We start from the raw sequence: 12600 nt of genomic DNA, 5'->3' as shown, positions 1-12600 counted from the left end.
AAGGCAGCTCAGAGAATCCGGAAGGACGTTCTTCGCGATCAGCGATTGAGATCCGCGACGTCGAAGGCGTCCGGGAGCACTTCGCTCATCGGGCGCGGGCCGGTGGCGGTGTCCAGCAGGCAGTCGGCACCGCCGGCCTCCCAGAGCAACTGCCGGCAGCGGCCACAGGGCATCAGCGGTCGGCCCTGGGCATCGACGCAGGCGACCGCGATCAGGCGGCCGCCGCCGGTGCTGTGCAGTTGGGACACCACGCCGCACTCCGCGCACAGCGTGACGCCGTAACCCGCGTTCTCGACATTGCAGCCGACCACGATCCGGCCGTCGTCGACCAGGCCGGCGGCGCCCACCCGGTACCGGGAGTACGGTGCGTAGGCCTTCTGGTTGACTTCGCGCGCCGCCGTCCGCAGCGATTCCCAGTCGATGGTCTGATTCACCCGGTCATCATGCCTTCTGATAGGGCTCGCCGTCGCTCGCGGGCGGCCGGACCCGGCCGATCAGGCCGGCGACCGCGATCACGGTGGCGACATAGGGCAGCATCTGCAGGAAGTCGCTGGGCACCGGCGTGTTGAGGGTCTGCACCTGGGATCCGAGCTCGGTGGCGAATCCGAAGAAGATCGCCATCAGCGCCGCCCAGCCCGGGTGCCAGCGGCCCATGATCACCGCGGCCAGGGCGATGAAACCGCTGCCGTTCGTGAAATCACGGGTGAAGTGACCGGTTGCGGCCAGGATGAAGAAGGCACCGCCGATGCCGGCGAAGACTCCGCCGACCAAGACCGCCGACCAGCGCATCCCGGTCACGCTGATCCCGACGGTGTCGGCCGCCCGGGGATGCTCACCGACCGAACGGACCCGCAGGCCCCACGAGGTCTTGAACAGCAGCACCCACACGACGGGCACCGAGATGCCGGCGAGGTAGGCCAGGATGTTCTGGTCGAAGACGACCGGACCGATGAACGGGATCTTCGACAGACCGGGGATCGCGATGCTGGACATCACCGGAGCGCTGTTCAGATTGCTCTGGCTGAATCTCTGGTCCAGCAGGAAGCCGGTGATGCCGCTGGCCAGCAGGTTGAGCACCACGCCCAGGACGACCTGGTTGACCCGGTACTTGATCGCGAACACCGCCAACAGGGCTGCCATCCCCACGCCGGCCAGCGCGGCCGCGATGATCGCCCAGGCGATCGACTGGGTGACCGTCCCTACGACGGCGGCGGCTTGGGCTGCGACCAGGAATTGGCCCTCGATCGCGACGTTGATCACGCCCGCCCGCTCGCACAGCACGCCGGCGAGAGCACCGAGCACCAGCGGAGTCGCCACCGCGAAGGTCTGGGCGATCTGGTTGCTGACCGGGAACGGCAGCGCACGTCCGGCCGCCGCCCAGGTCAGGAAGCCGACCAGGAATCCGACGCCGCCGACGGTTCCGGCCAGCGTCTGGAACCGGCCGGCCAACCGACCGGTCAGCAGTCCGGCGCCGGCCGCCACGCACAACAGTCCGCAGACCAGCACCAGCGGCAGCCCGGGCAGCGACACCGTCGGTAGCTGGACCGGGTCGAAGGCGTTCGAGAGCGCGAACCGTGCCGTCCCGTGGGTGGCGGCCAGCAGGCCGAGCAGCAACAGTCCGACGACCGAGATCAGGATCCCGACCGACAGCCGCTGGCGACGGAGCGCCGCGGTCTCCAGCGATCGTCCCGGTTCGAGGACCGATCCCTCGAGCGACCCGGCCGTCGTACGCTCCCCACTCACGTCAGCGCTCCGGTCGACTCCGGCGTCGCCGAGCGGGCGGCGCGCCGACGCAGGAAGGGCAGCAACCGGGTGACCAGTGCCGGAGCGGCGACGAAGAGCACGATCAACGCCTGCAGGACGTCGGTCACCGTGCCCGGCGTTTGGGCGCCCTGCATGCCCAGGCCACCGGTGTGCAGGGCACCGAACAACAGACCGGCCAGCACCACCCCCACCGGGCGGGACCTGCCGACCAGAGCGACCGTCACAGCATCGAATCCGACATCTCCGACGATGCCGTTGGACAGCGGCACCGGGACGCCGCTGTCGCTCGGTGCCAGCGCAGCGTCGACACCTGCCAGCCCGGCCAGGGCTCCGGCGAGCACCATCACGATGATCGTCGTTCGGGCAACGCTCATCCCGGCGGTCGCCGCGGCGTGCGGATTCGCACCGACGGCCTTCAGGGCGAACCCGAGGGTCGACCGCTCGAGCAGCCACCACACCGCGGCGGCTGCCAGCAGTGCGAGCACGAAGCCGACATGCAGCTGCGAACCCGCCAGGCGGGCGAAGGTCGCGGTCCAGTCGACGATCGGCGAGATCGAATCGGTCCGTCCGGGCCGCTGGAAGGCCGGCGTGGTCAGCAGCCAGGCCAGCATCCGGATCGCGACGTAGTTGAGCATGATCGTCACGATCACCTCGTGGGCGCCGGTCCTGGCCTTCAGCCAGCCGACCAGGCCGCCCCAGATCGCACCGCCCAGGACGCCGGCGATCAACGCCACCAGGACGTGGATCACCAACGGCAGGTGGACCCCGAAGCCGATGTAGGCGGCGAAGATCGCGCCCCAGATCGCCTGGCCCTGGCCGCCGATGTTGATCAGGCCGGCGCGGAACGCCAGCGCGACGCCGAGCCCGGCCAAGATCAGCGGTGCGGCCTGGGACGTCGATTGCGTGATCGCTCCCCAGCTGCCGACCGCGCCCTTCAGCAGTGCGAAGTACGCGCTGCCGATCTTGTCGCCGGAGGCAGCCAGCGCATCGCCAGGTCGGTAGAAGAAGTAGGCGTACTTGTCGAGCACGTCGGGGTCGGAGACGACCATCACCACGGCCCCGATGATCAACGCCAGCACGATGGCCGCGATCGTGGTCAGGATCTCTGTCCACCACGATGACCGGGTCACGTCACGACTCCTTCCGTCTCCTCGGTCGTGACGTCGGCCGAGGCCATTGCCTCTTCGACCGATGCGCCCGCCATCATCAACCCGAGCACCTCGCGGGAGGTGTGCGGACCGACGATGCCGACGATCCGGCCCCGGAACATCACCGCGACCCGATCCGCAAGTGCTGCGACCTCGTCGAGCTCGGTCGAGATGATCAACACCGCGGTGCCGCGGTCCCGCTCGGCTACCAGCCGCTTGTGCAGGAACTCGATCGCGCCGACGTCGACGCCGCGGGTCGGCTGGCTGGCCACCAGCACCGCCAGTTCCCGGGACAGTTCCCGGGCCAGAACGACCTTCTGCTGGTTGCCGCCCGAGAGCGCGGCGACCTCGGTATCGATCGAGGTGGTCCGGATGTCGAATTCGGCGACCCGATCCCGGGCGTTGCTGCGGATCACGCCGCCGCGCAGTGCCAGGCCCTGGGCGTACGGCGGTTTGTGATAGGAATTCAGCACGAGATTCTCGGCGACGCTGTAGCTGCCGACGAAGCCGTCGTGCTGCCGGTCCTCGGGCACGTAGCCGAGACCAGCGTCGATCCGTTCCTTGGTGGTGAACCGGTCGACGGTCCGGCCGTCGACCATGATCGTTCCCGATCTCAGCGGGTAGGTGCCGATCAGTGCCGCGGCAAGCTCCGACTGCCCGTTGCCCTGAACCCCTGCTATACAAAGGATCTCGCCGCCGCGGACCTCGAGGTCGAGGTCGTCGACGGCCACCGAGCCGTTCGCCGCGACAGCGGTCACCCCGGAGAGCCGCAGCCGTACGTCCCCGGCCTCGTGCTGCTGTTTGGAAACCGTCAGGCTGACCTGGTGGCCGACCATCTTCTCGGCCAGCGACGCCTCCGATTCGCCCGGTCCCGCAACGCCGGCCACCGCACCGCGACGGATCACGGTGATCCGGTCCGCGATCGCCCGCACCTCGCGCAGCTTGTGGGTGATGAAGATGACGCCCTTGCCCTCGTCGCGCAGGGACCTCATCACCCGCATCAACTCCTCGATCTCCTGCGGGGTGAGGACGGCGGTCGGCTCGTCGAAAATCAGATACCGGGCGTCGTTGGCGAGCGCCTTGAGAATCTCCACCCGCTGCTGAATGCCGACCGGCAGATTCTCGATCCTGGCGTCCGGGTCGACGCTGAGGCCGTACTGCTGCGACAACTCGGTCACCCGTCGCCGGGCCTGTCGCAGATTGATCAATCCCAGCGTCCCCGGCTCGCGCCCGAGGATCATGTTCTCCGCCACGGTGAAGACGTCGACGAGCATGAAGTGCTGGTGCACCATGCCGATACCGGCGTCGATGGCGTTCCGCGGGCCGGTGAAGACCCGCGGCACGCCGTCGACGACGATCTGTCCCTCGTCGGGCTGCAGCAGCCCGTAGAGGATGTTCATCAGCGTTGACTTGCCGGCACCGTTCTCTCCGAGCAGGCAGTGGATCTCCCCCGGTCGCAGCTCCAGGTCGATGCCGGAGTTCGCGACCAGGCTGCCGAACCGCTTGGTGATCCCGCTCAGCCGCAGACTCTCGTCTGCGCGGGAATCCGCGGCCTCGGGTGCGTCAGGGGTCATCGCCACGGCTAGCTGGTCGGCTGGGCCTTGGAGGTGATCTTGATCTTGCCGGAAATGATGTCGGATTGCAGCTGCTTCAGCTGGGACTTGACGTCGGCCGGAACCTTGGAGTCCCAGTCGTGGAAGCCGGTGAGCCCGGTGCCCTGGTTCTGCAGCGTTCCGACGTACGGCGACGGATCGAAGGTGCCGTTCTTGGAGTCCGTGATCACCTTCTGCACCGCGACATCCATGCCCTTGTAGACGCTGCTGATGATCTGCGGGCAGTAATCAGCGGCGCTCACACAGCCGTCGGTGTCGACCCAGATGGTGTTGACCTTGCCACTGCTGGCCTTGGCAGCCTGAAGTGCACCCTCGCCGGCGCCGCCGGCGACCGGGAAGATCACGTCGGCGCCCTGGCTGATCAGGTTCTTGGCCTGGGTCAGCCCGGTCGACGGATTGCTGAAGTCATTGGTGAAGTCACCGTCCTGCTTGGCGACATCCCAGCCGAGCACCTGGACGTCCTTCTTCTGCTGCTGGTTGTAGTACTGCACGCCCTGGGCGAAGCCGTCCATGTAGATCGTCACGGTCGACAGCTTCTGGCCGCCGAAGGTGCCGACCTTGCCGGTCTTGGTCATCGCCGCAGCGAGGTAGCCGCCGAGAAACGCCGACTGTGCGGTGTTGAACTGCAGACCCTTGAGATTCTTGACCTCGGCGTACTTCGGGTCGTAGTTGTCGACGATGGCGAAGTCGATGTCCGGGTTCTTCTTGGCCGCCGCCAGGGTGTCGTCGGACAGCGTGTAGCCGACGGTGACGATCACGTTGCACTTGGCGTCGACCATCGACTGGATGTTGGTCGCGTAATCGGAAGCGGCCTTCGACTCGACCGAGGCGGTCTGGATACCGAGCGCCTTCTTGGCGTCCTCCATGCCCTTGTACGAGGTCTGATTGAAGGACTTGTCGTCGAAGCCGCCCGTGTCGGAGATCATGCAGGCTTTGAAACCGCCTGCCGGCGCCGCGGCCGAGGTCTTGCCACCCGCCGGTGTGTTGGCAGGCGCTCCGCTGGACGATGCCGGCGGCTTCGCGCAGCCGGCGAGTGCCAGGACGACCGCCGCAGCCGCCGTCGCGCTCACGAACAGGGATTTCTTCACTCCGCCTCCTCTTCAGGCCGGGATCTTCCGGACTGATCTGAATCCCGGGCGAAGATCTGGTGAAGGGATGGGTGCCCGAGCCATGCGGCACTGTAGTGGTTGGAGGCGAAATCCCGGTCCTCGTGGGAAAGCCCGATACGAGTTTGTAACGGGTCAGTGCGATCCGGCCGTGGCGCAGAGCCTGCTGAAGACCCGGACACCGACACCGATGGCCCGCTCGTCGGGATCGAAGCGCGGCTGGTGGATGTCGACGGCTTCCAACTGCTGCGGGTTGCGGACGCCGAGCCGGGCCATCGCTCCCGGGACCTTGTCCAGCATCCAGGAGAAGTCCTCGCCGCCCAGGGACTGTTCGGTGCTGACCACTGTGCCCTCGCCGAGGATGCCGGTCGCCGCCTCGGTCAGCCGGCGGACCCCGACCGCATGGTTGACGGTCGGCGGGACGCCCGGCGTCACCGTGACCAGCACGGTCGCGCCGGACGGGGCGGCGATCTGGCGGATCAGGTCCGGGAGCACCTCCTGGGCAGCGCGCCAGCCCTCGATCCGGGTGGACCGGACCGTGCCCTCCAGTTCGCCGATGTCGGGGATCGCGTTGGCCGCCGTGCCGGACTGGATCCGGCCCCAGACCAACGAGCTGCCGCCTCGCGGATCGATCCGCCGGGACAACAGCAGCGGCGCGGTCACCGCGATCTGCCCGAGTGCAGTGACCAGATCCGCGGTCAGGTGCGGACGGGAGGTGTGACCACCGCCGCCGGTGAGCCGGACCAGTACGCGGTCGCTGGCGGAGGTGATCGGGCCGACCCGCAGTGCGATCCTGCCAACCTCGGTCCGCGGGTCGCAGTGGAAGGCGTACACCTCGTCGACGCCGTCGAGCGCGCCGGCGTCGATGGCGACCGGTGCCCCGCCCGGGCTTGGCTCCTCCGCGGGCTGGAAGATCAGCCGGACCGGTTTGGCCAGCAGGCCGAGATCGCGCAGCCGGGCCAGCACAAGACCGGTGCCGAGCACGACGGTGGCGTGCACGTCATGACCGCAGGCGTGACAAACCCCGGCGTTGGTCGAGCGATAGCTGACGTCCTTGCCGTCGGGGATCGGCAGCGCGTCGATGTCGCCGCGCAGTCCGATCCGAGCTTGGTCCTGTGCCCCCTCAGGCACGATGTCGCAGAGCAGCCCGGTGCCCGACGGCAGCCGCCGCGGCTGCAGCCCGGCTGCGGTCAGCGCGGCGATGATCCGATCGGTCGTCCGGTGCTCGGCGAAGCCGAGCTCGGGATGGGCGTGCAGGTCGCGCCGGAAGTCGATCAGGTCCCGGCCGAAATCGTCGACCAGCGAGTTGATCTTGGTTTCCAGCTCCGGATCCGAATTCGACACTGGCTCAGTTTTGCACCTGGCGGTGGACCGGCGCCGTGCCGGGTCTAGCAGACGCCCTTGACCGTGGTCGAAGGGCCGACCCCGAACGATTGTCCGGACGAAAGGTACAAGACGCTGATCTGCATCCGCTGGCCGCTGGCACTGCCGCGCCGGCTCTTGCCGTTGGTGGTGGTGGTCAGGTGACTGGTGTCCACACAGGCCAGGACCGTGCCGCCCCGCGTCGTGGTGTCGACCTTCTTGAGTGTCACCGTGACCTTGCCGCTGTATTCGCGGTGCGCCGACTTGTCGGCCTTGAACTGCTTCTTCAGCGGCCCGACCATGTCCGGCGCTGTCAGGTAGATCAGGGAGTCGAGTTCGTGCTCGGCCAGAGACTTCTCGTAGGCCGGCCAGAAGGCCTTCAGCATTGCGACGGTCCGCTTGTCGGATTTCGACTCCAGCTTGGGCGACCCGCCGACGGTCGTGGTCACACCGGCCGCGTGCGTCGGGGTAGGCGTCGGGGTAGGTGTTGGACTCGGCGTCGGTGTCAGGGTCGGAGTCGGAGTCTGTTGCGGGCTCGCGGCCGCACTCGTCGGAGCGGCCGTCCTACCAGCGTCCGAACCCGACTGATCATCGTCTGTACAACCAGCCAGCAGCAACCCTGCGGCCGCAACGGCGGCGATCATCGCCCGGGAGACTTTCATACCGGGGAACTATGCACCATCCGGGGTGCATGCTCAGAGGCTGTCCGGAGGGACATAGCGTCCCCAGACGTCACGCAGCGTGTCGCAGACCTCACCGACGGTCGCCAATGCACGCAGGGCGTCCTTCATCGGATACAAGACATTCTTGTCCCCGGTCGCCGCGTCACGCAGTTGATCAAGCGATTTCCGTACGGCAGCGTCGTCGCGATGACGGCGCAGGCCGGCCAGTCGCTGGGCCTGTTCCTGCTCGATCGCCGGATCGACCCGTAACGGCTCGTACGGCTCCTCGGCATCCAGCGCGAAGCGGTTGACCCCGACGACGACCCGGTCGCCGGAGTCGATCTGCTGGGCGGTCGCGTACGCCGTCTGCTCGATCTCGTTCTTCTGGTAGTTCTCCTCGATCGCGGCCACCGCGCCACCGCGGTCGTCGACCGCCTGCATCAGCTCCAGGATGTGCGCCTCAAGATCATCGGTCAGCGATTCGATCACGTAGGAGCCGGCGAACGGGTCGACGGTGGCAGTGACATCGGTCTCGTAGGCGATCACCTGCTGGGTCCGCAACGCCAGCCGGGCCGCCTTCTGGGTGGGCAGCGCGATCGCCTCGTCGAATGAGTTCGTGTGCAGCGACTGAGTGCCACCGAACACGGCCGCCAGCGCCTGCACCGCGACCCGCACCATGTTGACCTCCGGCTGCTGGGCGGTCAGCTGCACCCCTGCGGTCTGGGTGTGGAACCGCAACATCATCGACTTCGGATTCTGTGCACCGAAACGATCACGCATGATCGTCGCCCAGATCCGCCGGGCCGCCCGGAATTTCGCCACCTCCTCCAGCAGCGTGGTCCGGGAGACGAAGAAGAAGGACAGCCGGGGCGCGAAGTCGTCGACCGCCAGTCCGGCCTTGATCGCGGCCTCGACGTAGGCGATGCCGTCGGCCAGCGTGAAGGCGATCTCCTGCGCGGGATGCGCGCCGGCCTCTGCCATGTGGTAGCCGGAGATCGAGATGGTGTTCCACCGCGGCAGCACCTGGTTGCAGTAGGCGAAGGTGTCGCTGACCAGCCGCAACGACGCGGCCGGCGGATAGATGTAGGTGCCGCGGGCGATGTACTCCTTGAGCACGTCATTCTGGATGGTGCCGGTCAGCCTCGCCGGATCGACGCCCTGCTCCTCGGCCACCAACTGATAGAGCAGCAGCAACACCGCCGCGGGGGCGTTGATCGTCATCGACGTCGACACCTCGCCAAGCGGGATCCGGTCGAAGAGCAGCCGCATGTCCTGCAGGCTGTCGATCGCCACCCCGACCTTGCCGACCTCGCCGTGGGCCAGCGGCGCGTCCGAGTCGTAGCCCATCTGGGTGGGCAGATCGAAGGCGACCGACAGACCGGTAGTGCCGGCCTCGATCAGCTCCCGATAGCGCTCGTTGGACTGCTGCGCGGTCCCGAAGCCTGCGTACTGGCGCATCGTCCACGGTCGTTGGGTGTACATCCCCGGATAGACACCGCGGGTGTAGGGGAACTCCCCGGGCGCGCCGAGACGAGCCGGATCGAACCCGGCAAGATCCTCGGGTCCGTAGACGGGCGCGAATGGCATTCCCGATTCGGTGAAGCGCTCCATCGTCGGTAGCGTACCGAAGACAAGAGTGCCCGCGCACCGAGTGGTACGCGGGCACCTGACCGGCCATCGGGGGTTTGGCCGGTGATCATGGGCCGCCGGAACGCCTTGGGAACAAAGGATTCCCGCGACGACTCGGCGGCAAGCCGATCGTAGCGTGATTAACCGTTTAATCCATAACTTCAGGAAATGCTGCGGATCAATTGATCGGCTGATCGCAGAATCTGCCAGGTTTCCCCTTGCCAGTCGGGCTCCTGGCCCCGGTACGGGCCGGTGGCCAGCGAGATCGCGACCGCGGCGGCCCGCAGCCGCAACTCAACCGGGTCCACTCGGCTGTCGAAGACCGGCAGCCACTCGGTGAGCAGCCGCTGCACCCGGGCCGCCTGGGCCGCATTCATCCGCTGCACGGTGGCCAGATGAGCCACCAGACAGGCAAGATCATCGGCACGCCGGCCCGGGCCGATGGTGTCGATGTCGAGGATCCCGCTGACCCGGCCGCTGCTGACGAACACCTGCGCCTCGTAGAAGTCGCCGTGGGTCGGTTCGTTGCCGAGTGGGATCCCGGCCAACCCCGAACGGATGTGGTTGACCATCGCTGTCAGCATCGGCTCGGCCTCGGGCAGCGCTGTGGAGACCATGGTGGCGTACTGGTCGACGGCATCGGTCCAGGGCCGGTGCCGGTCGAGTCCGGCGACCTGCGGCGGCATCGCGTCCAGGACCGCGATCAGATCCTCGGCCCGGGTCGGCGGAACGTCGTCGAAGAGTGCCAGCGCCAGCGGCCGGCCCGGCAGTTCTCTGAGCACCAACAGGAAATCAGGGGTCGCCGCCGCGATCAGCGGGGCCGGCAATCCGGCGTCGAGCAGCAGCCGGTGTCGTCCGAGGATGCTGGCGAAGCTCTGCTCGCGCAGTGCCTTGACGAAGAACACCTCCGGCCCGTACTGGCTCTCGACGACGGCTTTGATCACCGCCCGGCGGCGCGGCCGGTAGCCGATCAGCTCCAGCCGCACCTGGTCGGTCCGCACCGGCCGGCCGACGATGCCCAGCTCGGTGAACAGGGCCGCGAAGCGCTCCGGGAACGCCGCCCGATGCAGGCCGGGCAGGTCCGGGTCGTCCGGGTAGAGCCAGACCGCGACCTCGCGGCTGCCGTTGCCGAAGATCACCGCGCGCTCGTCGCTGCGGGTCCGGCCGTCGGCGCGGGCGCTGACGCCGATCAACTCCTCGCGCCGCCCGTGCGGCCAGTCGACGACGGTGTGGAAGGTTGCGGTCGTACTGCGCCTCGGGTTGGCGTCCACATGATCGAGTTGCCAGGACACCAGCCGGCCACCGCCCCGGCCGACGGCCGCGGTCAGGACCTCCTTGGCCTCGTCGGAGGTGAGCAGGTCCGAACCATCGTCCCGCTGCAGGGTCGCGTTCTGGTGGCGCAAGGGATCGGCCATGGGTGGCACGATAGCCCGCGTGGAGGTGGCACTCGGCATAGCGACGCTCACCGCGGTGGTGATCGCTGTTACCGCGTTGGCGGCGAAGATCAGGGTCCCGGCGCCGTTGGTGCTGATGGTGGTCGGCATCGCGGCCTCGTTCGTGCCGCAACTCCCCCAGGTCCAGCTGAGCGCCGAGATCGTCCTGATCGGCCTGTTGCCGCCGCTGTTGTACGCCGCCGCGATCAGATCCTCGGTGATCGACTTCCGGGCCCAGGCGTCGGCGATCGCGGTGCTGTCGGTCGGGCTGGTGGTGATCACCGCACTGGGAATCGGGATCCTGGTCCACCTGTTGCTGTCGGTACCGCTGGCCGTCGGCGTGGCGATCGGCGCCGTGGTCGCTCCGCCCGATGCGGTGGCCGCGACCTCGGTCGCCCGGCGGGTCGGACTGCCACGGCGGATCGTCACCATCCTGGAGGGCGAGTCGCTCTTCAACGACGCGACCGCGATCACCTGCCTGCGGGTGGCGATCCTGGCGATGACCGCCGATGTCGGCTTCGGACGGATCGGGTTGGCCTTCGTGTCCGCGGCCGGCGGCGGTGTGCTGATCGGTCTGGTGGTGGCGTTCCTCGCCGTCCGCATCCGCGCCGCGATCACCTCAGCCCGGTTGGACAATGCGCTCTCGCTGCTGCTGCCGTTCGCCGCCTACCTGCCGGCCGAGGAGATCCAGTTCGCCGGTCTGCACGTCTCCGGGGTGATCGCAGTGGTGACAGCAGGCTTGCTGATCGGCCACAAGGCGCCGGTGGTGCAGACCGCGCGGTCCCGGCTGAGCGAGCGGATGAACTGGGCGACGATCCAGTTCCTGCTGGAGAATGCGGTCTTCCTGTTGATCGGGCTGCAGGCGCGCTGGATCATCTCCGATCTCGCCGATTCCGGTGTCCGGCCGAGCAAGATCATCGCGGTCTGCGCCGCCGTCTTCGGCGGCGTGATCGTGGTCCGGCTGCTGGTCGTCGCCGTGAGCCGGGCGGTGTTGTGGCGTACCGGCCTGATGCGGGACGGCAGCTGGGCCCAGTCGGCGATCATCGGCTGGGCCGGCATGCGCGGTGTCGTCACGTTGGCTACCGCCTTCGTGCTGCCGCAGCAGACGCCGTACCGCTCGGTGCTGGTCTTCGCCGCGATGGTGGTGACCGTCGGATCTCTGCTGTTGCAGGGATTCACGCTGCCTGCATTCGCCCGACGGGCCGGACTGCACGGCCCGGATCCCCGCGAGGATGCGCTGCAGGCCGCGTCTGTGCTGGAGTCGAGTTCCCGGGTCGCGTTGGAGACGCTCGAGGAGATCAGGAGGCCGTCGGATGCCGAGGACACCATCGAGCAGCTGCGCTACCGGATCACCCGCAGGACCAATGAGATGTGGGAGCACCTGGGCACCGGCAGCGATGTCGAGACCCCGGCCGAGGAGTATCGGCGGCTCCGGATGGCGACCCTGACCGCCGAGCGCAAGGAGGTGTTGCGGATCCGCGCCCTGGGCCAGATCGATCATGAGGTGATCGAAGACGTGCTCTACGGCCTGGACGTCGAGGAGTCGATGCTGACCGTCCTGGAGGACCAGACCGGTGACGTGTCCGAAGCCGAACCACTGCTCACCCGCGCCTCGCTGGAGGGTGACTGCGAGCATCTCCAGCAGGCGCCGCACGTGATCAAGCCCAACGGGCCCGCGGTCTGCGAGGACTGCCGGCGCGAGGGCCTGCGCTGGGTGCACCTGCGGCTGTGCCTGACCTGCGGCAAGGTCGGCTGCTGCGACTCCTCGGTCGGCAAGCACGCCACCCGGCACTACCAGGACACCGGGCACCCGGTGATGCGCAGCTTCGAGCAGGGCGAGAAGTGGCGCTGGTGTTTCGTGGATGAGGAGCTGGGCTAGCCGC

General features: G+C 68.0%; 10 protein-coding genes. 1 reads left to right on the top strand and 9 read right to left on the bottom strand.

The features are described 5' to 3' along the window. Positions 1-38 precede the first annotated feature (38 nt). The 9 genes from IEY07_RS20230 to IEY07_RS20190 all read right to left on the bottom strand — a co-directional run bounded on the left by IEY07_RS20230 (position 39) and on the right by IEY07_RS20190 (position 10699). Positions 39-434, bottom strand: a complete 396-nt coding sequence (locus IEY07_RS20230) for a cytidine deaminase (RefSeq protein WP_188897269.1) — start codon at positions 432-434, stop codon at positions 39-41. A gap of 7 nt (positions 435-441) precedes the next feature. After that, complete coding sequence (locus IEY07_RS20225) at positions 442-1743, bottom strand: ABC transporter permease (protein WP_188897267.1); 1302 nt, start codon at positions 1741-1743, stop codon at positions 442-444. Continuing rightward, positions 1740-2894: an ABC transporter permease gene (locus tag IEY07_RS20220; protein WP_229670398.1), complete on the bottom strand. Its 1155-nt coding sequence runs from the start codon at positions 2892-2894 to the stop codon at positions 1740-1742. Before IEY07_RS20220 ends, IEY07_RS20225 begins: the two co-directional genes overlap by 4 nt. Then, entirely contained in the window at positions 2891-4486 is a 1596-nt protein-coding gene (locus IEY07_RS20215; protein ID WP_188897416.1) for an ABC transporter ATP-binding protein, read from the bottom strand. Before IEY07_RS20215 ends, IEY07_RS20220 begins: the two co-directional genes overlap by 4 nt. An 8-nt stretch (positions 4487-4494) precedes the next feature. Next, positions 4495-5613, bottom strand: a complete 1119-nt coding sequence (locus tag IEY07_RS20210) for a BMP family lipoprotein (protein WP_188897265.1) — start codon at positions 5611-5613, stop codon at positions 4495-4497. A 153-nt stretch (positions 5614-5766) separates the two neighbouring features. Then, positions 5767-6975: an amidohydrolase gene (locus IEY07_RS20205; RefSeq protein ID WP_229670397.1), complete on the bottom strand. Its 1209-nt coding sequence runs from the start codon at positions 6973-6975 to the stop codon at positions 5767-5769. 44 nt (positions 6976-7019) lie between these two features. After that, on the bottom strand, positions 7020-7442 hold the full coding sequence (locus IEY07_RS20200; protein ID WP_188897263.1) for a hypothetical protein: 423 nt from the start codon (positions 7440-7442) through the stop codon (positions 7020-7022). Positions 7443-7688: 246 nt separating this feature from the next. Continuing rightward, entirely contained in the window at positions 7689-9266 is a 1578-nt protein-coding gene (locus IEY07_RS20195) for an acyl-CoA mutase large subunit family protein (RefSeq protein WP_188897261.1), read from the bottom strand. Between the two features lie 179 nt (positions 9267-9445). Further along, entirely contained in the window at positions 9446-10699 is a 1254-nt protein-coding gene (locus IEY07_RS20190) for a phosphotransferase (RefSeq protein ID WP_188897259.1), read from the bottom strand. Between IEY07_RS20190 and IEY07_RS20185 the strand changes: the two genes are divergently transcribed. Continuing rightward, on the top strand, positions 10698-12596 hold the full coding sequence (locus IEY07_RS20185; RefSeq protein ID WP_188897257.1) for a Na+/H+ antiporter: 1899 nt from the start codon (positions 10698-10700) through the stop codon (positions 12594-12596). The genes IEY07_RS20190 and IEY07_RS20185 overlap by 2 nt on opposite strands. Positions 12597-12600: the final 4 nt, after the last annotated feature.

The sequence above is a fragment of the Microlunatus endophyticus genome, from assembly GCF_014646195.1.
GTDB lineage: Bacteria > Actinomycetota > Actinomycetes > Propionibacteriales > Propionibacteriaceae > Microlunatus > Microlunatus endophyticus.
This window is presented reverse-complemented; position numbering and strand designations above follow the sequence as displayed.

What these genes read in the sequence shown, in the direction of transcription:
- IEY07_RS20190 (WP_188897259.1), bottom strand. Translation starts at nt 10,699, where the DNA reads ATGGCCGATCCCTTGCGCCACCAGAACGCGACCCTGCAGCGGGACGAT.
- IEY07_RS20215 (WP_188897416.1), bottom strand. Translation starts at nt 4,486, where the DNA reads ATGACCCCTGACGCACCCGAGGCCGCGGATTCCCGCGCAGACGAGAGT.
- IEY07_RS20195 (WP_188897261.1), bottom strand. Translation starts at nt 9,266, where the DNA reads ATGGAGCGCTTCACCGAATCGGGAATGCCATTCGCGCCCGTCTACGGA.
- IEY07_RS20185 (WP_188897257.1), top strand. Translation starts at nt 10,698, where the DNA reads ATGGGTGGCACGATAGCCCGCGTGGAGGTGGCACTCGGCATAGCGACG.